The sequence below is a fragment of the Photobacterium sp. HL06 genome (genome assembly GCF_059552575.1).
Genome location: NZ_CM183915.1, coordinates 2,205,010 through 2,230,297, shown reverse-complemented (window position 1 = coordinate 2,230,297; position 25,288 = coordinate 2,205,010). Strand labels below are relative to the sequence as shown.

The 25,288-nt window shown below is 43.0% G+C and carries 24 protein-coding genes and 2 pseudogenes; 6 read left to right on the top strand and 20 right to left on the bottom strand.

Features of this window, described 5'->3' with window-relative positions:
- Positions 1-106 precede the first annotated feature (106 nt).
- Together AC51G0_RS27885 and AC51G0_RS27880 are read right to left on the bottom strand one after the other, a co-directional pair.
- Positions 107-535: a VOC family protein gene (locus tag AC51G0_RS27885; RefSeq protein WP_496302811.1), complete on the bottom strand. Its 429-nt coding sequence runs from the start codon at positions 533-535 to the stop codon at positions 107-109.
- A gap of 703 nt (positions 536-1,238) precedes the next feature.
- Positions 1,239-1,766 carry a GNAT family N-acetyltransferase gene (locus tag AC51G0_RS27880; RefSeq protein ID WP_496302810.1) on the bottom strand — a complete coding sequence of 176 codons (528 nt, stop codon included), beginning with the start codon at positions 1,764-1,766 and terminating at the stop codon, positions 1,239-1,241.
- Between the two features lie 336 nt (positions 1,767-2,102).
- On the opposite strand from AC51G0_RS27880, the pseudogene AC51G0_RS27875 reads away from it, so the two are divergent.
- Positions 2,103-2,699 (top strand): annotated as a pseudogene (locus AC51G0_RS27875) (IS110 family transposase); the annotation flags it as partial.
- 219 nt (positions 2,700-2,918) lie between these two features.
- Here the strand turns inward: AC51G0_RS27875 and AC51G0_RS27870 are convergent.
- A complete protein-coding gene (locus AC51G0_RS27870; protein ID WP_496299399.1) occupies positions 2,919-3,938 on the bottom strand; it encodes an IS110 family RNA-guided transposase in 1,020 nt (339 codons plus the stop codon).
- Between the two features lie 69 nt (positions 3,939-4,007).
- Between AC51G0_RS27870 and AC51G0_RS27865 the strand changes: the two are divergent.
- Positions 4,008-4,367: pseudogene (locus AC51G0_RS27865) on the top strand (transposase); the annotation flags it as partial.
- Between the two features lie 50 nt (positions 4,368-4,417).
- Here AC51G0_RS27865 and AC51G0_RS27860 read toward each other — a convergent pair.
- Positions 4,418-5,665: an MFS transporter gene (locus AC51G0_RS27860; protein ID WP_496302809.1), complete on the bottom strand. Its 1,248-nt coding sequence runs from the start codon at positions 5,663-5,665 to the stop codon at positions 4,418-4,420.
- A gap of 369 nt (positions 5,666-6,034) precedes the next feature.
- Here AC51G0_RS27860 and AC51G0_RS27855 point away from each other — a divergent pair, with 369 nt between their 5' ends.
- A complete protein-coding gene (locus AC51G0_RS27855) occupies positions 6,035-7,291 on the top strand; it encodes an IS110 family RNA-guided transposase (RefSeq protein ID WP_496302786.1) in 1,257 nt (418 codons plus the stop codon).
- Positions 7,292-7,308: 17 nt separating this feature from the next.
- On the opposite strand, the gene AC51G0_RS27850 is transcribed toward AC51G0_RS27855, so the two are convergent.
- The 5 genes from AC51G0_RS27850 to AC51G0_RS27830 all read right to left on the bottom strand — a co-directional run bounded on the left by AC51G0_RS27850 (position 7,309) and on the right by AC51G0_RS27830 (position 10,770).
- On the bottom strand, positions 7,309-7,746 hold the full coding sequence (locus AC51G0_RS27850) for a hypothetical protein (RefSeq protein WP_496302808.1): 438 nt from the start codon (positions 7,744-7,746) through the stop codon (positions 7,309-7,311).
- Positions 7,747-7,920: 174 nt separating this feature from the next.
- The gene (locus AC51G0_RS27845) at positions 7,921-8,094 is read right to left on the bottom strand and encodes a hypothetical protein (RefSeq protein WP_428461001.1); all 174 of its coding nucleotides are present in this window, start codon (positions 8,092-8,094) and stop codon (positions 7,921-7,923) included.
- Positions 8,087-8,473, bottom strand: a complete 387-nt coding sequence (locus AC51G0_RS27840; RefSeq protein ID WP_496302807.1) for a hypothetical protein — start codon at positions 8,471-8,473, stop codon at positions 8,087-8,089. Before AC51G0_RS27840 ends, AC51G0_RS27845 begins: the two co-directional genes overlap by 8 nt.
- A gap of 1,783 nt (positions 8,474-10,256) precedes the next feature.
- A complete protein-coding gene (locus AC51G0_RS27835) occupies positions 10,257-10,523 on the bottom strand; it encodes a Txe/YoeB family addiction module toxin (RefSeq protein WP_160658429.1) in 267 nt (88 codons plus the stop codon).
- Positions 10,516-10,770 (bottom strand): type II toxin-antitoxin system Phd/YefM family antitoxin, encoded by a 255-nt coding sequence (locus AC51G0_RS27830; protein WP_303558021.1) that lies wholly within the window; start codon positions 10,768-10,770, stop codon positions 10,516-10,518. Before AC51G0_RS27830 ends, AC51G0_RS27835 begins: the two co-directional genes overlap by 8 nt.
- Before the next feature lie 416 nt (positions 10,771-11,186).
- Between AC51G0_RS27830 and AC51G0_RS27825 the strand changes: the two genes are divergently transcribed.
- Positions 11,187-12,443, top strand: a complete 1,257-nt coding sequence (locus AC51G0_RS27825; RefSeq protein ID WP_496302786.1) for an IS110 family RNA-guided transposase — start codon at positions 11,187-11,189, stop codon at positions 12,441-12,443.
- A gap of 52 nt (positions 12,444-12,495) precedes the next feature.
- On the opposite strand, the gene AC51G0_RS27820 is transcribed toward AC51G0_RS27825, so the two are convergent.
- The 5 genes from AC51G0_RS27820 to AC51G0_RS27800 form a co-directional block, all read right to left on the bottom strand.
- Positions 12,496-13,014: a hypothetical protein gene (locus tag AC51G0_RS27820; protein WP_496302806.1), complete on the bottom strand. Its 519-nt coding sequence runs from the start codon at positions 13,012-13,014 to the stop codon at positions 12,496-12,498.
- A 1,157-nt stretch (positions 13,015-14,171) separates the two neighbouring features.
- Positions 14,172-14,714, bottom strand: coding sequence for a CbrC family protein (locus tag AC51G0_RS27815; protein ID WP_496302805.1), 543 nt, complete (start codon positions 14,712-14,714; stop codon positions 14,172-14,174).
- Positions 14,715-16,529: 1,815 nt separating this feature from the next.
- Positions 16,530-16,871: a hypothetical protein gene (locus tag AC51G0_RS27810; protein ID WP_496302804.1), complete on the bottom strand. Its 342-nt coding sequence runs from the start codon at positions 16,869-16,871 to the stop codon at positions 16,530-16,532.
- 624 nt (positions 16,872-17,495) lie between these two features.
- Complete coding sequence (locus AC51G0_RS27805; protein ID WP_496302803.1) at positions 17,496-18,026, bottom strand: CPBP family intramembrane glutamic endopeptidase; 531 nt, start codon at positions 18,024-18,026, stop codon at positions 17,496-17,498.
- Positions 18,027-18,152: 126 nt separating this feature from the next.
- Positions 18,153-18,758 (bottom strand): hypothetical protein, encoded by a 606-nt coding sequence (locus tag AC51G0_RS27800; RefSeq protein WP_496302802.1) that lies wholly within the window; start codon positions 18,756-18,758, stop codon positions 18,153-18,155.
- A 349-nt stretch (positions 18,759-19,107) separates the two neighbouring features.
- Between AC51G0_RS27800 and AC51G0_RS27795 the strand changes: the two genes are divergently transcribed.
- The gene (locus AC51G0_RS27795; protein ID WP_496302786.1) at positions 19,108-20,364 is read left to right on the top strand and encodes an IS110 family RNA-guided transposase; all 1,257 of its coding nucleotides are present in this window, start codon (positions 19,108-19,110) and stop codon (positions 20,362-20,364) included.
- A gap of 60 nt (positions 20,365-20,424) precedes the next feature.
- Here the strand turns inward: AC51G0_RS27795 and AC51G0_RS27790 are convergent, their stop codons facing one another.
- The 5 genes from AC51G0_RS27790 to AC51G0_RS27770 all read right to left on the bottom strand — a co-directional run bounded on the left by AC51G0_RS27790 (position 20,425) and on the right by AC51G0_RS27770 (position 23,303).
- On the bottom strand, positions 20,425-20,799 hold the full coding sequence (locus AC51G0_RS27790; protein WP_496302801.1) for a hypothetical protein: 375 nt from the start codon (positions 20,797-20,799) through the stop codon (positions 20,425-20,427).
- A gap of 2 nt (positions 20,800-20,801) precedes the next feature.
- Positions 20,802-21,179, bottom strand: a complete 378-nt coding sequence (locus AC51G0_RS27785) for a hypothetical protein (RefSeq protein WP_496302800.1) — start codon at positions 21,177-21,179, stop codon at positions 20,802-20,804.
- Between the two features lie 132 nt (positions 21,180-21,311).
- Complete coding sequence (locus AC51G0_RS27780) at positions 21,312-22,013, bottom strand: hypothetical protein (RefSeq protein WP_496302799.1); 702 nt, start codon at positions 22,011-22,013, stop codon at positions 21,312-21,314.
- A gap of 164 nt (positions 22,014-22,177) precedes the next feature.
- Positions 22,178-22,843 carry a hypothetical protein gene (locus AC51G0_RS27775; RefSeq protein ID WP_496302798.1) on the bottom strand — a complete coding sequence of 222 codons (666 nt, stop codon included), beginning with the start codon at positions 22,841-22,843 and terminating at the stop codon, positions 22,178-22,180.
- Positions 22,844-22,976: 133 nt separating this feature from the next.
- On the bottom strand, positions 22,977-23,303 hold the full coding sequence (locus tag AC51G0_RS27770) for a DUF7668 domain-containing protein (RefSeq protein ID WP_496302797.1): 327 nt from the start codon (positions 23,301-23,303) through the stop codon (positions 22,977-22,979).
- A 337-nt stretch (positions 23,304-23,640) separates the two neighbouring features.
- On the opposite strand from AC51G0_RS27770, the gene AC51G0_RS27765 reads away from it, so the two are divergent.
- A complete protein-coding gene (locus tag AC51G0_RS27765; protein WP_496302786.1) occupies positions 23,641-24,897 on the top strand; it encodes an IS110 family RNA-guided transposase in 1,257 nt (418 codons plus the stop codon).
- 115 nt (positions 24,898-25,012) lie between these two features.
- On the opposite strand, the gene AC51G0_RS27760 is transcribed toward AC51G0_RS27765, so the two are convergent.
- The gene (locus tag AC51G0_RS27760) at positions 25,013-25,243 is read right to left on the bottom strand and encodes a hypothetical protein (RefSeq protein ID WP_496302796.1); all 231 of its coding nucleotides are present in this window, start codon (positions 25,241-25,243) and stop codon (positions 25,013-25,015) included.
- Positions 25,244-25,288 lie beyond the last annotated feature (45 nt).

Here is a 25,288-nt window from a genome sequence, read left to right as displayed (position 1 = left end):
TTAACGCCGGGCATAAGGTGCGCCACGATGAACTCACCAAGCACACCGAACTCCAAACCAAAACCGCCGAGTGTAACGCGTCACCCTTGATGCCTTTGTTAGGGCTTTAATCGATGACTAAGCTCCCATCTTCGTTGAACTCCCAGCAATCGCCATAAGCCACTTCCCATAAATAACCATCTGGATCGGAGAAATAACCGCTGTAACCTCCCCAGAAAACGTCCTGGGCTGACTTCTCTACTTTACCACCCGACTTTTCTGCAAGTTGTAAGATTGCATCTACTTCGGATTTCTCTTTTGTATTATGTGCCAACGTGATTCCTGAAAACTCAGGGCGATTAGGTTTGAAACCAGGAGATACATCTTTTGCCAACTCATCGAAAGGATATAAGGCTAAGCAAACACCGCCTGTTTTGAAAAAAATGATACCGGAATCAGGCTTTCGCGATGTCGGGAAACCTAATGATGTATAGAATTCATAAGACTTTTCAAGATCGGATACACCCAAAGTGATGATGCTAATTCTTGGTTCCACTTGCCTAACTCCTTTATTTCATTGTTTATCGAGTCGTGAGCCCTAACGCCCACAATAAGGTGTGCCAACTCTGAACTAGCCAAGCGCACCGAACTCCATACCAAAACCGCCGAGTAAAACGCATCACCTTGATTGTTTTGTATGGCTCAAAGCTACTGTTTTACTTGTGTTTTCCGCTTAACTCCCAGCATTCTGATGCCTTGCTCTTCATCATGCAAGGTCGTGGCAGCAAAAACAAAAGCTCATTGGCAATGAATATGAAAGCGACTTTGTAAACACGGAACCTAACACGCACCAGATCCCCCAACCTTTGTTGCGGCACTCGGACTTAGGTAACCAAAAGCCGAAGGAGATAAAGAACCTTGTGCCCACCAAGCCGTTAACCGCAACCTGCGTAAAACCCATCACCACGTGATAACCAATTGCGGCCAATGAACTTGGAGAATTACTTCGCCAAATGGGCAATGAACTTTGTTTACGCGAGGCCGCAAACCGCAATAATCACAGGACGACTCTCACTGCATTACACTGACAAGATATTGATGCAATAGCCACTTTCGGTGGCTTAAACCATTATGACTACAGGCAAGAAAGAGCCATAACGCTGCGCTAAGCTGCCGAAAGCCGTGGCCTAAACTTTGCGAAGCAAAAGTGCCACGTGTTTGAGATCAGTTTGAGCGCCTTGTTATGCGCTTGCCAAACATTAAGCTAGTAAACCATAAATAGCAGAATCTGATACAACGCCATTAACTTCCCAACGCTGCCTCAGATAACCTTCTTTTACAAACCCTAATCGCTCCAATGCTTTACTTGAAGAAATATTATCTGGATCTATCTCAGCTTCAATTCTACGTAAATGTAGAACATTAAATGCGTGATCGACTAGTGCATTTCCGGCCTCAAGTACAATACCTTGTCCCCAGAACTTACGGCTTACACCGAAACCTATTTCGGCGCGTTTTGATTTTTTGTGATAGTTAAATAACATTATCTTACCTAGAAGCTGTCCCGTACTCTTTAGGTAAATGCCTAGTGTTATGTTTGTATTGCTATCCATAGCTTCTGTACTACTGGCTATAAATGACCTAGCCTCATCAATAGAACTCCAAGGTTCAGTATTCCAATATTTCATGACCTCATGGTCTGAGAATATATCAAACAATTCTTTTGCATCACCTTCTGCTAAAGCCCTTAGTGTTAGTCGCTCTGTTTCAATTTCTGTTGTTAACATTCAGAGATAAACCCCTCAAATTTATTATTGGCGCATAACGCCTACAATAAGGTGTGCCACGCTGAACGAACCAAGCACACTGAACTTCAAACCAAAAATGCCGAGTGTAATGCATCACCTTGATTGTTTGTATGGATAATAAAACCAACTTCAGGGTAAAGTGAGACCCAGGCTTTAGCTGCAACTAAAGCTTTCTATACAGCAGTTCGATTGATTGAAGGCTCCTCTGTCGAGAGACCGATAACAAACGTGAACGCTGCATAGGACTCCAAGCACCATACTCGAATAGTCTACTGGGTCTCGAACCCGCATTACGCAAGCAAGAGTTAGCTTATTATGAATACTGCAACGAATCAAAATATTAACGTCGGGGTCGATACCGGAAAATCTCAACTCGATATTTATATCCGACCACTCGATATCTTCTTCTCGGTTTCTAACGACGATAAAGGCATCAAACAGGCCATCAAAACTATTAAGCAGCACTCGCCGCAACGTGTCGTGATTGAAGCCACTGGCCGGTTAGAAATGCCCTTCATTATAGCCTGTGCCGACGCTAATATTCCTTACGTGATAGCCAATCCCGTTCATGTAAAACGCTTTGCCGGCGCCATCGGCCAGCGGGCTAAAACGGATAAGCTCGATGCCAAGCTCATTGCCCATTATGCCGAAGCTATAAAACCGGCACTAACCAGGCTAAAGCCTGAATCCATGCGGCTTATGGCGGATCTAGTTAGTCGAAGAAATCAGCTTCTCTCGATGCAAACCATGGAAAAAAATCGGCTCCAAATCATGCCCAAACAACTGGCTATGACCATCAAGCCCATCCTGACAGCATTCAAAAACCAGATCGAAAAAACCGAAAAGAAAGTTGTAGCGCTGATTGAAAGCTGCCCTGAATATCAGGCCAAAAATGACATACTACAATGTATGGTCCGCCCCGTTATTGCAACTACAATTTTTGATGACGGGGTTGGTTTGCGCTAATGTATTCGGAGTCACGTTTGGGTGCTCCCGCATCCCAGCTCCACGATGATATCCGCGCCAGATTATCCTTAAAAAGCGTAAAGCATTTATATGCTGTCTCTGTATCAGGTTCTTAATCTGGCCGATTGATCGTTTTTGTCATCATAATCGTCATTGCAAATTCGGTTATCCCGTCGTCATACGAAAAGCCTGGCGGTTGTACATGACCGCCCAGGCTATCCTAGCTAGCTTGTTGGCCAACGCAACAACGGCGATGTTAAAAGGTTTCCTGGCTCTTAAGTCAATAAGCCACTGCCCAAAGGCTTTTCCTGTTTTATCCGGTTTAGATAAAACAGCTCTTGCCCCATGTATAAACAAAGTCCTGAGTCGCTTATTCCCTCGCTTGCTGATACCTAGCAATTTGGATTTCCCACCCGTCGAGTATTGTCGTGGTACAAGCCCAATCCAGGCAGCCATATCCCGTCCATTAGTGAAATTAGCCGGTGAACTGATGTCAGCCAAACATAGGCTTGCTGTCATGTCACCTATCCCTGGGACAGTTTTAAGTAGTTGTGCTAATTCGTTGTGTTCAATGAACTGGCTGAGCTTTTTGTCCTGCTGTTTAATTTGTTCACTCAGGTAAGAATAATGCGCGTGAAGCTCTTGGAGTTCGCGAGTGAAAAGGCTTGGAAGAGGTTGTTTTTGATCTGCCAGCCATTGGAACAATGATTTCATTTTGGCATGACCGGTAGGCAGGCTCAGCCCAAATTCCAACAACATCGCGCCAATACGAGACATGCAAGCTGTACGCTCCTTGATATACCCATCTCGTACCCGATGGATAGAGGCGATGACTTGGGCCTCTTCAGATTTAACTGCAACAAACCGCATTGAAGGGCGGCAGGCTGCTTCAGCAATGGCCGAAGCATCAATAAAGTCATTCTTATTACCTTTTACATAAGGCTTTACGTATTGCGGTGGGAGCAGTTTTACTTGGTGATTAAACTCTAAACACTTACGCGCGAGCCAGTGAGCGCCACCGCAAGCCTCAAAGGCTATCGTTGTGGGGCATAGCTTAGAAAGGAATAAAATAAGTTGGCTTCGGTTGAACTTTTTACGTAAGAATTCTCTGCCAGTACTATCATGACCGACAAGATGGAAGCAGTGTTTACCGAGATCTATACCAAGAATATGTAAGGAAGACATATGGTTTACCTCTTTCAAAGTGCCTACTTCAAGCGTAGGGGCTTGAGAGTGAGGCGGACCATATAATTAAGCATGCCCGGTATCGGAAAAATTGCCGCCGCTTCTATCATTAGCAACCTTCCCGAGCTCGGGTATATCACCAACAAGCAAGCCGCCGCCCTCGTCGGTGTCGCACCCATGAGTAGGGAAAGTGGTCGCTATAAAGGGCTCAGGAAAATACAAGGTGGTCGAGCCCAGGTCAGGACTGTTTTATACATGGCAATGATGTCTGCCATGCAATGTAACCCTGTATTCAAGAGCACCTATCAACGGCTCCTCGCTGAGGGAAAACCGAAAAAAGTTGCCATCATCGCCTGCGTCAGGAAGATGGTTATCATCTTAAATTCGATGCTAAGAGATGGCGTTTTATGGGATGCGAAAACAGTTTGAAATTATCTATTGACGCCATAGTCGTTTGTTATGAATAGTGGCACGCGGAGTTAGCTCACTTCTATTACTTGTAAAGCTTTTTTCTGATGATGATTCATGTTCAGAAAGCCTAGCACTGAAAATAAAGTAACTACTACGACTAACAACCAAGTATTCTGATAACCATAGTTGTCAATTGAAAAACCGATCAACACAAAACTAGGCATGACAACTACATTTCTCGTCGTAGTTAACACACCTTGAATCCTGCCCCGATGGCTACTAGGAGATTGATTGGCCAAATATACACCTTCTTTAGTTAAAAGAAGCACTTCACCTGCAGACAAGAAAAACCACGCAAAAAACTGTACTGGTACAGTCGGACTTAACATAACTAATAAATACCCGACTATGAACAAAATGCCAGCATACACAAGGCTCACTATTTCTGTCTTTTTTGTAGTAATTCTCATGAGTATTGGGGTGATTATCACAACCAATATACATGCATACGTCATAAGTTGACCAAACAAGACTGGGCCATGAGCACCAAAGATATGATTCAAATATAAAGGACTGGCCATTGTCATTTGATTTAACGAGAACCAGAGCAACGCACACAGTAAAGTGAAAGTTAGAAGCCTAGGACGTTCTTTCAACACAGACCAAACGGACCCATTAACAGATTTCTCCAACTCAGAGTGAGCTAAGTCATTACTTGGTGAATTTTCGTGTTTTGAACTTACACAGAACATCACGACTAGTATTCCAACCATCGCTGCAAAACCATTTCCCCAAAAAATCCAAACTGTATGATCCCAGAATAAATATCCAGCTAAAATAGGACCTATTGCTGAGCCCAAATTGAAAGCTAAATAACTCAATGACATTACAGCATCCCGATTTTTTGGCGTCGATAGGTCAGCTACCAATGCATTACTTGCAGGTAGTGCAGCTCCAAAGAAGAAATACGCAGTAAATAATAAGACCGGAACAATAACGGGATCATTAGCATTAAATCCACACAATAGAAGAATTAGAGCACCAATTAGTTCTCCGCCAACCATGACGTGTTTGTGACCCAAGCTATCGGCCAGTTTACCTCCACAAAGATTACCGAGGAGGTATAAGCCTGTTACACCCATTGCCAATGAGCCTGCTATTGTTGCTGAATAACCCAACTTTTGAGTAAGCAATAGCACCATAAAAGGAATAATGAAATTTCCTAATCCCAAGATCATACGAGCAAGAGATATGAAATAGATATTATTGGGTAACCCTTGGTATATCGAAATTGAACCAAGTATTTTTCTGAGCATGAAACTTCCTTTTAAGCTCTTTGAATTTGATGAACTACTGACTATTCATAACGCTTGGTATAAGGTGCGCTTACGCTACGCTCGCCAAGACTACTGAACTCCAAACCAAAACCGCCGAGTGAAACGCGTCATCTTGATGTTTTTATAGTTGGACAGTCCTTTCCTTGTAGACCATATAAAGAAGGGATATGCACTGGCCTGTGACGAATAAGATTGCCCGTCACTTGATGACTATAACAATCCTTCCGCGCAGGCCAGCTGCTCACTGTCGATGAATACTCAGGGCACTTTCAGTCTGAACACTATAATGCCTTCACACGTCAGTCAGCATGCACATCACCACTTTTAATGTAGCAACTCGAGGTGATTATGTTAGTTTCTCAGCTCACAGATTCGTACATCCTCATTGGCCTTGATTGGGCCGATAAAAAGCATGATGTCTGCTACTATGACGGCGACAAATGTATCAATGATGTCATCAGCTCTAAGCCTGAACATATCCATGATTGGCTGCACCAACTTCACCAACATTTTGAGGAAAAAACACTCGTCATTGCCTATGAAAGTGGCAATGTGAGATTGCTTAACCAGCTCTGCCAATACAAGTTTGTCTGCCAGGTACCAATCCCACCCCAGCAGGTAAAACGCTATCGTGATACTTTCTCACCATCGGGAGCTAAAGACGATCCGACTGATGCAAAATTGATCCTCGATTTAATCCAGCGTCATGGCGATCATTTCAATGTGCTTAAACCAGAATCACCACAGGTCAGAGAGCTGACTGATCTTGTCGAGTTTAGACGCCGGCAAGTCAATCAAAGAGTGAAAATAACCAACAAAATCAGAACAGTATTAAAGCGATATTACCCTCAACCACTTGAGCTATTCGATGATATCGGCACGATCATTTTCTGTGACTTTCTGACTAAATGGCCTGAACCAGCCAAGGCAAAAACAACTCGCCGTGATGTACTGTTCCGCTTTTTTGAAAACCATAATTCTCGCTATCCGCAAGTCAATAAAGACCGTGTGGATGCCATAAAGTCATTGGTGCCACTCACTGATGACCAGGCGGTTATTCGTCCCTGCCGGTTGCTTTTAGCGTCACTGATTGGTGAGCTTCGCAACCTGCTTACCTCCATCGAACTGTTTGAGCAACGCATTAAAGTACTCACACGCAGTATGACCGATTATAAGTTGTTCAAGTCACTGCCAGGTGCAGGAGAAATTAACACAGCAAGGCTATTGGCGGCCCTCGGTACCAACAAAGATAAATATGCCAATGCCACCGAAATGCTCTGCCATGTCGGTGTTGCACCCGTGACCCAACGGTCAGGAAAATCATGCATTGTCCGCTGGCGCTTCCAATGCCCAACCTTCCTCAGGCAGACATTCGTTGAATGGGCTGGTCAAAGTATCCGTTCATCGGCATGGGCCAAAGCGTACTATCAAATACAGATAGAACGAGGCAAACATCACAATGCTGCGGTACGTGCATTGGCTTACAAATGGGGCCGCATTTTGTTCCGATGTTGGCAAGAAAACACCCTTTACGACGAAGCAAAGTACATCACGATGCTAGCAGAGAAAAAGTCACCAATAATCGGCTACTTAGCATCGAAATAAGGTGAATAAAATGTGGTCTATGGGACTTGACCGTCCACCTCAGGGCGTGTTGTTATGTTTTTGCCCCAAAGTCTTACAATGGCTTGTATAAGGAGACAACCAACATACAAAACCACTGCCATTATCCCAATCAGTACAGGCCATGTAACAACGTATAAATGAGAAGCCCCTTGATAATATTCAGGGCGTTCTAATACGAATAAAACCAGAGCATACAAGCCTAAGCTAATTGATAAAATGAGATCAGCTGATAGTTTGTAAGGATTTAACCTCTTAACTTGAAAGTGTGTTTTCTGTGCTACTAAGTAAAATAGCAGTGCCGGTGAAACAGAAATCACAGAGATAACAACAAATACATATAAATTTTCAAACTTTACATGCGTACTTGAAGTATCAAGGTAAAAATTGAATCCAGACATAACCATCAATAAAACTAACAACATCCTTCTGATCATGCCGATTCCTTAACAAACATAACGCTGAACATAAGTTGCGCCACGACTACCCCACCAAGTGCACCGGACTCCATACCAAAACCGCCGAGCGTAACGCGTCAACTTGATGTTTTTGTTAGGTTTCTATCGTGTGATTACAGACACTACTGATTAAATACAGTAGCGTCTGTTCTATTAAGGTTTATCTTTGCTATTTTTAAGCCTTATATAAATTCGCCTTAAGGTTTCAAATATTGATAACGTAATGATTGCTAGAAAAATAGCATTGCTGCCAAATACATTTGATAACAATAAGATGATAACGACGACAAGAATTGATACAGCAACCAGCTTAAGCTTATCAGCCATTTAGTAACTCCGGGTACCTAGCATAAGTTGTTTGAAGCCAATTTCCAGTCACACCACTGCCTTTTGCAAATGCCATCACTTGACTATGTGTGCAATCAGTATTTTTGTATATAGCCCTAGCAGTGCTACCTATTACAGCGCCGGCCCAAAATGAAGCATATAAACCAGCCCCAACTGTACCAGTACGCGCAACAACCGACATTTTGATAGGTTGAGCAACACCTCCAGAGATGGCCATGGCTTTATCAATTCTATCGATCATAGCCCAGGCGAGAGCAGCTGAACCCGCTACTGTTTTTGTTGTTGGTAAATTCATCAACTTCAGATTGTCATCAATATCTTTTTGTACCGATGCTAAATTTATTTTGCATGAAGCCATCGAAAGGTTCTCCTTAAAATAGAGAACACTAGCAGCTTACAATTATGCACCAAGATCCAACTTACACTTTTTCGAGGCAATTCGCACTTAAGTGGAATATGATGTAGCAACTCTGAAACCTAACGCCTAGGCACATGCGCCCGTAACGCAGGTGCCGAAATTGAATACCGTATACACCCAAGCCAAGTCATACCAAAAATGCCGAGTGTAACGGGTCGACATGGTGACTTTTGTTATGCAACTCCATCCTTGAATACTATCCCTACTTGGGCGCAAGCCTGTCCGCATGTATTGTCTTTTCGCTGAAACAACAACGAACTCGAGCCTTAAGTACTCTGATAACTTCCAGCGACTTTGAGCCAACCAAGCTTTCTTACCTGCCTGATACCAAACTGAATTGGCTGCCCTACGCTGAAGCTGAAAGCTAGAGGGATCGCCAATTCCTGAAACCACGGAACAAAAAGGGTGTTAAACGAGAGCCTGACGGTTCGCTCTCAAAGACAACAGCGAAACCTTCAACTAGCTTATCTACGATGCCAAACGGCAGCCTTGCGATAAACGAATGGTTGAAGGCATCTTGGTATCAAGCGGTGAATTTTCAAGCACAAAGATACTTTGCTCTAGGTGCATAACGCCAGCCATAAGGTGCGCCCCACAGAACTCACCAAGCCAACTGAACTTCAAACCAAAACTGCCGAGTGTAATGCGTCACACTTGATGGCCTTGTTATGGCGCGCTTAAAGTACCCTACCCAGCCATCATGCACGCTACCGCTACAGGGTTTCCTGCTTAATAGCTGAATATCATACGCAACAACCCGAATCCATGCAGGATAGTAATCGTTACTTTATGATTTGTTTAACAAATTTATGATTAATTTGAGAAAGAACAGCTCTTTACTATCAGGTAGAAATCAGAGTTAACGGAGAAAATTGCTAAGAATTGAAGTTTGATAACCCAAAGCCAAAATTGATAGTTACCTTTCGATGAAGTTTCTGGAGTATCCAACAGCGTATGCTGCTGTAAAATCAAGCGTGCTGCGAACAAGACCAATCAATGCCACAGTTCGTTATACCGGAAAGCGTTCAGATATATCGCCTAAAAGGAACGACTCAGTAGCTGCTAAGCTTGACTCACTGAACAGCAAACGACCGCCATGTTGCCTGTTCGCCCTTGCGCCATAACGCCGGGCATAAGGTGCGCCACGACTAACCCACCAAGTGCACCAAACTCCATACCAAAACTGCCGAGTGTAACAAGTCACCTTGATGCCTTTGTTAGGCATTTCCATGTGCGCTGTCCTAACTTGGGAGGTGAACTCTCAACGCACCCCATCTTCAAACATGGGACACAACAACCTCGAAATTCTATTTTCCCATGAACTATCAACGCTTTGAACCAAATACATTTGCATGACAACCTGATGACGTGTTTTTTAGGGCTGCATCACCGGACTGATAGGCAAAGCAACCAACAATCCATTCATTTCATTGTAACGTTGAATAATGCGATGGTTCATTGCCGGATTTAAAGGCAACAACGAAAAACACAACCTGGATTTCGCCATACTTTATGGACAGCCTTGCGATGGACGAATGACCTTTGTGGCACCGTTCTTGAGCGAAGAAATAACCAATAAAAACAGGATCGCTCTTCAGCATGCCTAACGCCGAACATAAGGTGCGCCCCACTGAACTAGCAAAGAACACCGAACTCCATACCAAAACCGCCGAGTGTAAAGCGTCACCTTGATGTTGTTACCTGTGCGGCGGATTCGAGAGTATTATGCTTGATAGTGATAGCGGCAAGAAATGATGGTGATGTGAATATCGTCAACGGCATAAACAAGACGATTAGATTCGTCTATACGTCGAGACCAGAAGCCAGATAAATTCTCTTTCAGGGCTTCAGGTTTACCAATCCCTTCAAAAGGTGAACGTTTTGTATCTACGATTAATTTGTTAATGCGCTTGAGAGTTTTCTTATCCTGACTTTGCCAGTACAAGTAATCATCCCAAGCTGCATCAGTCCAAGCCAACATTCTACTCATCGATGATATCTCGTTCCGTTACCTTGCCCGCTTTAAACTGCTCAATTGATTTGTTTAAGTGAGCAGCATTTGCCGGTGATTTAAGTAAATGAACGGTTTCCATAAGACTGTTGTAATAATCCATTGACATAACAACCGCATCTTCGGAATCTCGGCGAGTGATAACAGTGCAATCAGCATCGTTAACGACACCATCTAGCACTGATTTCAGACCATTCCTTGCTTCAGTAAAAGAAACAATACGCATAATTAACCTCAATTTAAGTTGTACACGCTATTGCACAAGTTTAACTCAATATTTAGACTTGTACAAGAACATGCACAGGAGCAAATTAAGCGCAGGTAACGCCTGCAATAAGGTGTGCCCCACTAAACAAGCAAAGCGCACCGAACTTCATACCAAAACCGCCGAGTGTAACGCGTCACCTTGATGTTTTTATAGTTGGACAGTCCTTTCCTTGTAGACCATATAAAGAAGGGATATGCACTGGCCTGTGACGAATAAGATTGCCCGTCACTTGATGACTATAACAATCCTTCCGCGCAGGCCAGCTGCTCACTGTCGATGAATACTCAGGGCACTTTCAGTCTGAACACTATAATGCCTTCACACGTCAGTCAGCATGCACATCACCACTTTTAATGTAGCAACTCGAGGTGATTATGTTAGTTTCTCAGCTCACAGATTCGTACATCCTCATTGGCCTTGATTGGGCCGATAAAAAGCATGATGTCTGCTACTATGACGGCGACAAATGTATCAATGATGTCATCAGCTCTAAGCCTGAACATATCCATGATTGGCTGCACCAACTTCACCAACATTTTGAGGAAAAAACACTCGTCATTGCCTATGAAAGTGGCAATGTGAGATTGCTTAACCAGCTCTGCCAATACAAGTTTGTCTGCCAGGTACCAATCCCACCCCAGCAGGTAAAACGCTATCGTGATACTTTCTCACCATCGGGAGCTAAAGACGATCCGACTGATGCAAAATTGATCCTCGATTTAATCCAGCGTCATGGCGATCATTTCAATGTGCTTAAACCAGAATCACCACAGGTCAGAGAGCTGACTGATCTTGTCGAGTTTAGACGCCGGCAAGTCAATCAAAGAGTGAAAATAACCAACAAAATCAGAACAGTATTAAAGCGATATTACCCTCAACCACTTGAGCTATTCGATGATATCGGCACGATCATTTTCTGTGACTTTCTGACTAAATGGCCTGAACCAGCCAAGGCAAAAACAACTCGCCGTGATGTACTGTTCCGCTTTTTTGAAAACCATAATTCTCGCTATCCGCAAGTCAATAAAGACCGTGTGGATGCCATAAAGTCATTGGTGCCACTCACTGATGACCAGGCGGTTATTCGTCCCTGCCGGTTGCTTTTAGCGTCACTGATTGGTGAGCTTCGCAACCTGCTTACCTCCATCGAACTGTTTGAGCAACGCATTAAAGTACTCACACGCAGTATGACCGATTATAAGTTGTTCAAGTCACTGCCAGGTGCAGGAGAAATTAACACAGCAAGGCTATTGGCGGCCCTCGGTACCAACAAAGATAAATATGCCAATGCCACCGAAATGCTCTGCCATGTCGGTGTTGCACCCGTGACCCAACGGTCAGGAAAATCATGCATTGTCCGCTGGCGCTTCCAATGCCCAACCTTCCTCAGGCAGACATTCGTTGAATGGGCTGGTCAAAGTATCCGTTCATCGGCATGGGCCAAAGCGTACTATCAAATACAGATAGAACGAGGCAAACATCACAATGCTGCGGTACGTGCATTGGCTTACAAATGGGGCCGCATTTTGTTCCGATGTTGGCAAGAAAACACCCTTTACGACGAAGCAAAGTACATCACGATGCTAGCAGAGAAAAAGTCACCAATAATCGGCTACTTAGCATCGAAATAAGGTGAATAAAATGTGGTCTATGGGACTTGACCGTCCACCTCAGGGCGTGTTGTTATATTGCGGTTGCCAACCATTTTTGAGCTTCTTCAATTAAATGCTCGTTAAATTTAGCTTCTGCATCATTCCTAGGTAAATCTGTATGATAAAGAATCATTGAACCATCTCTGCAATCCCAAATTTCTCTAAGCCAGCAAAAAACATGCTCCAACCCCAAGCTATCACCCATAAACTCTTTGTCAGGATACTCATCATTTATTTCATGATGCACGTCATAATACAAAAATGTTGCACCAACATCAGGCTCAATCTCTGAATTGATGATACGAGTAAGAGTTAATTCTATTAGTTTATTCGCCGCTTCAAAACGGCTCATTCTGTTGATGTTCAACTCTTCGATAGCCTTCTCGAACATTGGCCCAACATCAGCCATGATCGGAGAATCTTCCCAACAGAGGTCATTTAGCGAGTCGGTAAACAATCCTTTCTCTAGCCACGAATTAGCCAACATAACTATTTTTTCGCTTGAAAGCTTACCAAGAATGTATAGTGAGTATGCTTCTATTGGTTCCATAGATAGTTCTCTAGCAATATAACGCCAGCCATAAGGTGCGCCCCACAGAACTCACCAAGCCAACTGAACTTCAAACCAAAACTGCCGAGTGTAATGCGTCACACTTGATGGCCTTGTTATGGCGCGCTTAAAGTACCCTACCCAGCCATCATGCACGCTACCGCTACAGGGTTTCCTGCTTAATAGCTGAATATCATACGCAACAACCCGAATCCATGCAGGATAGTAATCGTTACTTTATGATTTGTTTAACAAATTTATGATTAATTTGAGAAAGAACAGCTCTTTACTATCAGGTAGAAATCAGAGTTAACGGAGAAAATTGCTAAGAATTGAAGTTTGATAACCCAAAGCCAAAATTGATAGTTACCTTTCGATGAAGTTTCTGGAGTATCCAACAGCGTATGCTGCTGTAAAATCAAGCGTGCTGCGAACAAGACCAATCAATGCCACAGTTCGTTATACCGGAAAGCGTTCAGATATATCGCCTAAAAGGAACGACTCAGTAGCTGCTAAGCTTGACTCACTGAACAGCAAACGACCGCCATGTTGCCTGTTCGCCCTTGCGCCATAACGCCGGGCATAAGGTGCGCCACGACTAACCCACCAAGTGCACCAAACTCCATACCAAAACTGCCGAGTGTAACAAGTCACCTTGATGCCTTTGTTAGGCATTTCCATGTGCGCTGTCCTAACTTGGGAGGTGAACTCTCAACGCACCCCATCTTCAAACATGGGACACAACAACCTCGAAATTCTATTTTCCCATGAACTATCAACGCTTTGAACCAAATACATTTGCATGACAACCTGATGACGTGTTTTTTAGGGCTGCATCACCGGACTGATAGGCAAAGCAACCAACAATCCATTCATTTCATTGTAACGTTGAATAATGCGATGGTTCATTGCCGGATTTAAAGGCAACAACGAAAAACACAACCTGGATTTCGCCATACTTTATGGACAGCCTTGCGATGGACGAATGACCTTTGTGGCACCGTTCTTGAGCGAAGAAATAACCAATAAAAACAGGATCGCTCTTCAGCATGCCTAACGCCAGCCATAAGGTGTGCCCCACTGAACTAGCAAAGCGCACCGCACTTCAAACCAAAAATGCCGAGTGTAACGCATCACCTTGATGGCCTTGTTACACCTTAATCACAGTCGACATACCCGCCATATACTCCACATTTGGTACAGCGAAATATATATGCTGTAGGAGAACCATCTTGTGATAAAGATGAACAGAAATTGTCCCACTCAGCACCTTCTAATCGAGTGTCAGCTTTTAAGGCATCAATAAGCTCACCACCAATTTCCAGTACTTGGCTTGTTCCGGCAGCACCTAAAAACTCACCTGCGTCATGGCAATGTGTCCACCACCGTTCTTGTTGCCAGCCACAAAAGCCTGGAGTTCTCGTAGAAACCTCAAGAACAACATCCTCAGACACACTATCCCATGAACCATAATCACCTATACCATCAGGATCAGTAAATTCAGCATCAAATTTTTTGCTTGCAGAACCATCGGCAATACACCAAGGACAAATACAATCATCCAGTTCTTCTTCAGAGTAAACTGGCCCTGTATAAATGTATCCAGTTTGCTTTCCACAGCATTCACATTCATTCTCGGATGTTTCTATGGCACCTGTTTTTAATGGAAATGGATGATATTTAAATTGAGGAAGTTTCATATCTCTCCTTTAGGTGTAACGCTGAGCACATGCGCCCGTAACGCAGATGCCGAAATTGAATACCGTTTACACCAAGGCAAAGTCATACCAAAAATGCCGAGTGTAACGGGTCGACATGGTGTGGTTTGTTATGCTGCCTTATCCATTAATCCGTCCCCTACTTGGCCGCTCAATTATCCAGTGCGACAAAAATCATTTAAACTACAGCAACTTAGAAAGTCAATTTTAGCACTGACTTCCAGCGACTTTGAGCCATACCAACTTGCATGTCACCCTGATGAAGTCTGGCTTGGGCTGCGACACCATTTTGATAACCAAAGGAAACGACAATTCGTTTTCTGCAGAGTAACGACGTTTAATGCGGTGGTTCATTGCCAAAGCCTAAGGCAGCAAAAAACGAAACAACCTGCATTTCCCCGGACTGTCTGGACAGCCTTGCGATGAGCGAATGGCCGGAGAAATTATGTATCTGTGTGATAAAGCCTGAGGGCTGTTACCAACTAAAAGAGCGGCATAACGCCAGCCATAAGGTGTGCCCCACCGAATCAGCAAAGTCCACCGAACTCCATACCAAAACCGCCGAGTGTAACGCATCACCTTGATGGCCTTGTTATGTTTCCGCTGTGTAACTTACTGATCAAGCTCAAACCTCTCGATTTCATTAAAACTAATTTTATAGTGCTTATAGCTTTCTTCTTCTGATATTTATCCCTGAACAACATGCAACTTTACTATTCAGTGTTCTCAAGCTCGTAACAAGAATCAAAACGCTCCCCATCAAGAAGAGACTCAGCCATTTATCATTTCATAGCTACGGTATTTGTGAAGAAGACCTCAATTAATTTTAATGTTCCACACAACTCTCCAGAAAACATATCACCGCTTTATGTTTACTCATTTTGCTTGCTTTCTAAAGCCCTAAGTTTCTCTATATATGGAGATGTTGCACCATTCCATTTACAGATAGAACATTGCCCTTTTTCAAAAATATGTAAGCAGCTGTCATATCCGTATAAATAATGTGCACACTCGGGGCATAGCGACTTCATTGACGATTTCGACAGTACAAAACAACTACCGCATTCATCACATACACTTAGCTTTTCATCCACCCCACTTCCCAAGATACCTCCCCTATACTCATACCTTAAATCGAAGATGTTATACGTAGAAATCAAAGGAAACATAACGCCTGCAATAAGGTGTGCCCCACTGAGCCAGCAAAGCGCACCGAACTCCGTACCAAAACCGCCGAGTGTAACGCATCACCTTGATTGCCTTGTTATGGCGCAAAACCTTTTGATTTACTTGCTTTTTTTCGCTTAACTCCCAGCATTCTGAGGGCTTGCTCTTCATCATGCAAGGTAGCGGCAACAACATCGGAATTTCATTGGTAATAAATCTTAAAGCGACTTAGTAAACGAGAAACTAACCGCCAACCAGATGCCAATGCTTTGTTGCGGCACTCGGACTTGAGCAACCAAAAGCCACTGAGGAAAAAGAACCTAGTAACCACCAAGCAGCTAACCGCAACCTGCGTAAAAACCATCATCACATAATGACAAATTGCGGCCAGAGAATTCGGGATATTCGAAACAGAATTGGCAATGAAATTTGTCAGCGCCAGACTGCAAACCGCAATAATCGCTGAACGATTTTCACTGCATTGCGACTGATAAGATATTGATGAAACTGCCGCTATTGGTGAACCAAGCCATGATAACTACAGATCGTTAAGAGCCATAACGTTTCGCATAAACGGCGAGCGTATTTTGCGAGTCCAGCCCCCGAAGGGGGCGATGTTTGATGCGTTTGTTATACATTTTTACCAAGCCAGTGTGTATTGACTTTAACCCCCTGAAGAGCTTCCCAACCTTCCGATTTATAGGCCGTTAGGTACTCTTGCAATTCTGCATCTTCCTCGAACGAGTACATGCGGTTATCAACATTGTCGAGCAACTCAGTCCAAACCTCTATCGTACCGCTTTCCCTATATGTTACTTCGGTTACTTTCCAAGCAAAGTAGTCACCTAACGATTTGGATTGGAACTTCACATACTCTCCAACACGAGGCACAACTGGAAATTTGATGATTTTAGTTAAATGAACCCACTTCTCTTTTGTAGCCATCCAAATACTGAATTCGATCTCAATCATCTAAACCCCAACTAGAGAATGTATAACGCCGAACATAAGGTGCGCCACGACTAACCTTCCAAGCGCACCGAACTCCATACCAAAACCGCCGAGTGTAACGCGTCACCTTGATGTTTTTGTTAGGCATTTCCACGTGTGAAAGCCCAACTTGGCCGACGAACTCTCAACGCATCCTGTCACTAATCGTGGGATACAGCAATCTAAAATCTTACTTCTTTATGATTACTTTCAACATCTTGAACCAAATATATTTGCATGACAACCTACTGAGATGCTTCTTGAGGCTGTATCACCGGACTGATTGGCTGAGGCACCGACAAGCCTTTCACTGCGAGGTAACGATGAATAGCGCGATGCTTTAGTGACGTGCCCAAAGGCAGCAATGAACGAAACAACCTGCGGTTCACCGTATTTTATGGACAGCCATGCGATGAACGATTGGCTGGAGATTTCCCGTTCTTGAGCGATGCAGTCACGACCAGATCAAAAAGTAGCTTTTCAAGATGCCTAACGCCCGCAATAAGGTGTGCCCCACTGAACCAACAAAGCGCACCGAACCCCATACCAAAACCGCCGAGTGTAATGCATCACCTTGATTGCATTGTTATATTTTTATTTCTCACATTAGCTCATCAGCTTTTCTGGAAAGAATGAATATGCAAGAGTTGAGTTCCAAAATGCGTGTAAAATTATAGTGACTACTGTTGCAATCCAATGTCCCTTTCGTACCCTAAAGTATTCATACGTAATTGCAAAAGCAAAACCTAATCCAAGTGCATTAACTGCATTTGCCAAATTATTGGGTATATGAATTAAAGCAAACAGGGTAGTCGTCACAAGCAGGGAGAACAAAATACCTTTCGTAAATTTACGCGTTATATTCTGAACGATCCCTTGAAAGAGAATAGTTTCTAACACTGGTGCTATTACTATCAACCCCAAGTAATCAATTTCTTGCCATAATTCACCATAGGAATAAATGATTCTCAAATCACTTCCCACATAATGATCGATTGTTGTTGAAAGTGACAACATCAGATCATGAGTTAGACGTGACCATGTACACATCAACGCGTATATGATGAAAATAAACTTAAGGTATGAGAAATCGTGAATCCTCGTCAGTCTTTCGTCATAATAATGAAGATACTTCATAACTCTCCTTGAAAATATAACGCCTGGCATAAGGTGCACCAACACCAAACTTACCAAGCGCACTGAACTTCATACCAAAACTGCCGAGTGTAACGTGTCACCTTGATGCCTTTGTTAAGCGGCTGATTAATAGATACTTTCGTCAAGAATGTTCAAGGCTTCATTGTATATTGGCATATAAAAGTCACGAAACTTAAACAGCATATAATCAGTCATCTGCTGAGAGGTTAAGGCACGGTTTTTCTTTGAGTCTTGTGGCGCTGGATATCGTGAACGCCACTGGACACACTCAGTCAAATGCTGCAACGTTTGCTTAGCTTGTTTTGGATCTGAAAGCCTCTCAAGTAGCCCTACTTCTTTTGCAAGTACTCCTAAATCATGACCTTTACTCATTGGCACACCAATTTGGGTTATTTTGGCCTCAAGCACATTACCAATACCATCAGCTTTAATATCAAATTCGACACGTTCAGGTTTAGTTTGAAGAAGAATTCCCTTTAGAAGAGTTTCAAGCGCATACCCATATAACAGCTTTGCAGACATCATTAGGTCTAATGAACATTGGAGTCTATCATTATGTCCATCATGGGTATCAGCGACCTCACCTAACTCAATGAGAAGTTCACCTGATTGCTTGTATAGACACTCCCCGCTCGTGAACAGAGCATTTGCTTTGTGCAGCCACAATGAGCAATCTCGTGCGGTACTTAAAAAATTATTAGCTTCACTCATTGTTATCTCCGAACTCATAAAAGCCGCTTAACGCTTGGCATAAGGTGCGCCAACGCTGTACTTACAAAACCAATTACACTTCAAACCAAAACTGCCGAGTGTAAAGCGTCACCTTGATGCCTTTATAGTTGGACAGTCCTTTCCTTGTAGACCATATAAAGAAGGGATATGCACTGGCCTGTGACGAATAAGATTGCCCGTCACTTGATGACTATAACAATCCTTCCGCGCAGGCCAGCTGCTCACTGTCGATGAATACTCAGGGCACTTTCAGTCTGAACACTATAATGCCTTCACACGTCAGTCAGCATGCACATCACCACTTTTAATGTAGCAACTCGAGGTGATTATGTTAGTTTCTCAGCTCACAGATTCGTACATCCTCATTGGCCTTGATTGGGCCGATAAAAAGCATGATGTCTGCTACTATGACGGCGACAAATGTATCAATGATGTCATCAGCTCTAAGCCTGAACATATCCATGATTGGCTGCACCAACTTCACCAACATTTTGAGGAAAAAACACTCGTCATTGCCTATGAAAGTGGCAATGTGAGATTGCTTAACCAGCTCTGCCAATACAAGTTTGTCTGCCAGGTACCAATCCCACCCCAGCAGGTAAAACGCTATCGTGATACTTTCTCACCATCGGGAGCTAAAGACGATCCGACTGATGCAAAATTGATCCTCGATTTAATCCAGCGTCATGGCGATCATTTCAATGTGCTTAAACCAGAATCACCACAGGTCAGAGAGCTGACTGATCTTGTCGAGTTTAGACGCCGGCAAGTCAATCAAAGAGTGAAAATAACCAACAAAATCAGAACAGTATTAAAGCGATATTACCCTCAACCACTTGAGCTATTCGATGATATCGGCACGATCATTTTCTGTGACTTTCTGACTAAATGGCCTGAACCAGCCAAGGCAAAAACAACTCGCCGTGATGTACTGTTCCGCTTTTTTGAAAACCATAATTCTCGCTATCCGCAAGTCAATAAAGACCGTGTGGATGCCATAAAGTCATTGGTGCCACTCACTGATGACCAGGCGGTTATTCGTCCCTGCCGGTTGCTTTTAGCGTCACTGATTGGTGAGCTTCGCAACCTGCTTACCTCCATCGAACTGTTTGAGCAACGCATTAAAGTACTCACACGCAGTATGACCGATTATAAGTTGTTCAAGTCACTGCCAGGTGCAGGAGAAATTAACACAGCAAGGCTATTGGCGGCCCTCGGTACCAACAAAGATAAATATGCCAATGCCACCGAAATGCTCTGCCATGTCGGTGTTGCACCCGTGACCCAACGGTCAGGAAAATCATGCATTGTCCGCTGGCGCTTCCAATGCCCAACCTTCCTCAGGCAGACATTCGTTGAATGGGCTGGTCAAAGTATCCGTTCATCGGCATGGGCCAAAGCGTACTATCAAATACAGATAGAACGAGGCAAACATCACAATGCTGCGGTACGTGCATTGGCTTACAAATGGGGCCGCATTTTGTTCCGATGTTGGCAAGAAAACACCCTTTACGACGAAGCAAAGTACATCACGATGCTAGCAGAGAAAAAGTCACCAATAATCGGCTACTTAGCATCGAAATAAGGTGAATAAAATGTGGTCTATGGGACTTGACCGTCCACCTCAGGGCGTGTTGTTAGGCCACTACTTCGCCGCTTTAATGTAATCTAGCAACTGCGCTGGCTGTAAGATCCCTAGAGCAACCAACATAACCAACAAACCTATAAATATGATAGAACCTGCTCCCCAGCCACTCTTAAAACGAATATGGACACTTACAGCAGTCCAAACACAAGCGCACAGGCCAGTGAGGAAGATAAATGACTTCGATTTATCACTAATTTCGTGTACAAAGTTTAATGCTCCAAAACAGAGTACAAAAATCACACTAGGAACAACCACCCAAACCTTTGAAAGTTTATCTTCAGGCTTCTCGAAAAAATCGAGTGGGTTTAACCCATTATTTTCAAAGTGGTTCTTTATTTCTTCAGGTGTTCCCTCAACTCCACCAAACTTCATACCTATTTCCTCCCTGAGGAATTAGGTAAGACCGCGTTAACATCTTTTTTGACTGCTGCATCACCCCACTCTTTAGAAGTTGAGTCTTTAATGTAAATTAACCGGTTATTTTCTAAAATAGTGTTGGTTCCACTAAAGGTAAACCCACTTAAATTACCACCAAATGCTCTTTGCTCAATTTGACCTAAAGCATCTCCAACACTCTTGCGTTCAGGGTGGTATATATCATCGTTAACCAACTCATTTCCAATGACGAACTCTAAGATCGCACCGTTTTTAGCAGGGTACACGTTGCACAATAGACCAAATCCCGGACGCAGATAGCGTGTCAGTTGTCGACGGTAATTATTAATATATTTCTGTATTTTATTTCTATCCATTACTACCTACTGAATTTAAACTGGGGCCTAACGCCTGCAATAAGGTGTGCCCCACCGAACCAACAAAGCACACCGAACTCCGCACCAAAACCGCCGAGTATAACGCATCACCTTGATTGCCTTGTTAGGGCTCTAACTACTTGGTTTCTTTAAAACATGTAGCTCTGCGGCTCCATTTCTTAACGACTCATCAATATATAGCTCACTTTTTATCCCTACAGAATCAAGAAATGTATGAAAGGAAATAAAAGGATTTGAGTTTTCTATATTTTTGACCGCAAACATTAAACCATATTTACTTGGCTCAACTTGAACAATTTTGTTTGGCAAATTACCATTTGGCGTTGGATAAACATTAACATTACATGCTTTTAAAAGACTCAAAAAATCCATTGCATACATTTGTGATTCAGCATCAGCAACTGAGGCAACACGTAAGTTTAATTTGTTATCGTTAACCAGAGTACTTGACTCTAAAAAATGACATATTTTCTCAACTGTAGTTTGAGGTACACGACGAATTTCTTGCATTTTAGCCAGGCGAACTTGTGTTTTGGCAAGTTCATTTTTTGCATTAGTCGCTTCGATTTTGAGTTGTTCAACTTTTTCTTTATTTCTTATAGATTCATTATTTGCTACTGCTGCATTTTCTTTCGCCATCTCTGCTGTCAAATTTGCTTCTGAAACCTCCTGAACTAAGTATGATTCCTTAATATTTCCAGTCCAAACAATAAGAGCAGTCGAGGCTGCACCTACAATCAAACTTCCTATCAACGCTAAATTTGCAATACCATTGACCAATGAAGCGGTATCTTTCGATAAAAATTCACTCATTAAATCTCTTACCTAAGTTATTTAAATAACGCTAATTTTTTCACCATACGGAGCCCTAACGCCTAGGATAAGGTGCGCCACGGTGAACTCACCAAATCCACTGAACTCCATACCAAAAATGCCGAGTGTAACGCGTCACCTTGATACTTTTGTTAGAATGCATTTCACTCACCCCCGAGCTCACCTCTTGCACCTGAAAGATGCCTATGTAACATGGTCCTTTCTAAAGACTGGAGATCGCTCAGTTTGCTAAAACATTCAGAATCAAGCACACCATTTATTTCACACATTATTCCCCAAGAATCCCGATCGAATGGCAGCCCCAATAAAGCACTTAAAGCAGCCATAGCTGACCAACCAGATTTCATCCCGTCATAAACTGGCTTACACCATACACTTGCCACTTTTTCAACATCAGCTTGAGTTGATGGATGAACAATTGGGTTTCTAACTGTTTTGTAGAAGTCAGCATAATCAGAAAAATCATAATCACTTCCAAGATGAGAAAATGCTGTTTCCCATTTTTTATTAAACTGCCTAGGTATTTTTAAACCAGAGAATTGGTCTTTTGTATACGCCCAACATATCCATGCCTCAATACCAGCTTGAAATAGTATTGCAGCTTTAATGCTTAATTTATTTTCATTTATAAAGTGTTGTCTAACTTCCATTGAAGAACCTAAACATTCATTCCAATGATGATTATTTTTATAGTTCTTATATTTTTGTGAAACGTAGCGGTTATGCTTGTAAGCTTGTCCCAGATGGATGAGACCTTCATGAATATGATGATGGGCAACATCCCATCCGCTGTGAATATCTAATGCCATGACGACTGCCTCCAAATGCATTCTAACGCCGGGCATAAGGTGCGCCACGACCAACTAACCAAGTACACCAAACTCCAAACCAAAACTGCCGAGTGTAACAAGTCACCTTGATGCCTTTGTTATGTGCGAGATTCTATCTAACTCGTATATTATCAAGTTCAGCCTTGCAGAGACCTGATTCACTTTCAGTTAAAGTAAGTTCGATACTTAAATCTGACAGACCTTCTTCAATAGTAAAAATTGGAGCGACTACACTCCACTCTTTTGGTAAACATCCTTCAATTTCAATAACATCTAGTGGAATAGTATCTGGATATGATACTGGCCGATAGCCATATTCAGTTATGATTTCCTGTATCTCATTTGCGCTAAAATGAACACCACCAGTAAATTGTGCTAGTTCAACATACTTCTGTTCTAGAAGAAGCGAGTAAATATATCTCACTGTATTTTCGATCATTATTGTTCCTTAGCACATAACGCCCGCAATAAGGTGTGCCACGTTGAACCAACAAAGCGCACCGAATTCTATACCAAAACCGCCGAGTAAAACGCATCACCTTGATTGCATTATAGTTGGACAGTCCTTTCCTTGTAGACCATATAAAGAAGGGATATGCACTGGCCTGTGACGAATAAGATTGCCCGTCACTTGATGACTATAACAATCCTTCCGCGCAGGCCAGCTGCTCACTGTCGATGAATACTCAGGGCACTTTCAGTCTGAACACTATAATGCCTTCACACGTCAGTCAGCATGCACATCACCACTTTTAATGTAGCAACTCGAGGTGATTATGTTAGTTTCTCAGCTCACAGATTCGTACATCCTCATTGGCCTTGATTGGGCCGATAAAAAGCATGATGTCTGCTACTATGACGGCGACAAATGTATCAATGATGTCATCAGCTCTAAGCCTGAACATATCCATGATTGGCTGCACCAACTTCACCAACATTTTGAGGAAAAAACACTCGTCATTGCCTATGAAAGTGGCAATGTGAGATTGCTTAACCAGCTCTGCCAATACAAGTTTGTCTGCCAGGTACCAATCCCACCCCAGCAGGTAAAACGCTATCGTGATACTTTCTCACCATCGGGAGCTAAAGACGATCCGACTGATGCAAAATTGATCCTCGATTTAATCCAGCGTCATGGCGATCATTTCAATGTGCTTAAACCAGAATCACCACAGGTCAGAGAGCTGACTGATCTTGTCGAGTTTAGACGCCGGCAAGTCAATCAAAGAGTGAAAATAACCAACAAAATCAGAACAGTATTAAAGCGATATTACCCTCAACCACTTGAGCTATTCGATGATATCGGCACGATCATTTTCTGTGACTTTCTGACTAAATGGCCTGAACCAGCCAAGGCAAAAACAACTCGCCGTGATGTACTGTTCCGCTTTTTTGAAAACCATAATTCTCGCTATCCGCAAGTCAATAAAGACCGTGTGGATGCCATAAAGTCATTGGTGCCACTCACTGATGACCAGGCGGTTATTCGTCCCTGCCGGTTGCTTTTAGCGTCACTGATTGGTGAGCTTCGCAACCTGCTTACCTCCATCGAACTGTTTGAGCAACGCATTAAAGTACTCACACGCAGTATGACCGATTATAAGTTGTTCAAGTCACTGCCAGGTGCAGGAGAAATTAACACAGCAAGGCTATTGGCGGCCCTCGGTACCAACAAAGATAAATATGCCAATGCCACCGAAATGCTCTGCCATGTCGGTGTTGCACCCGTGACCCAACGGTCAGGAAAATCATGCATTGTCCGCTGGCGCTTCCAATGCCCAACCTTCCTCAGGCAGACATTCGTTGAATGGGCTGGTCAAAGTATCCGTTCATCGGCATGGGCCAAAGCGTACTATCAAATACAGATAGAACGAGGCAAACATCACAATGCTGCGGTACGTGCATTGGCTTACAAATGGGGCCGCATTTTGTTCCGATGTTGGCAAGAAAACACCCTTTACGACGAAGCAAAGTACATCACGATGCTAGCAGAGAAAAAGTCACCAATAATCGGCTACTTAGCATCGAAATAAGGTGAATAAAATGTGGTCTATGGGACTTGACCGTCCACCTCAGGGCGTGTTGTTATGTTTTCTTTCTACTGAGTTACACCAACATTCAAAGCAACCATCGTTGAAACATACATCATTACTTCAAGGGAGTTATTGTTAATTTTATTTCCCTAAATTCGGCGTACTCACTTTCTGGCAAATTTAACAGCTGCTCATATGGAAATGTAGATGAAACAGCTTTAATGATTGCTTTCTCGAAATTTGGCCCACCATTGTTTTCTACTACTTCAACATACTCAAGATTAGAATTATTGTCTAAAGAGAGGTTAACAACCGCTTTCTTGCCATAATAATCTTGTTCTAGCATCAAATTTTGCTGAATCCTATTAACGACTTTACCAGCACAATTATT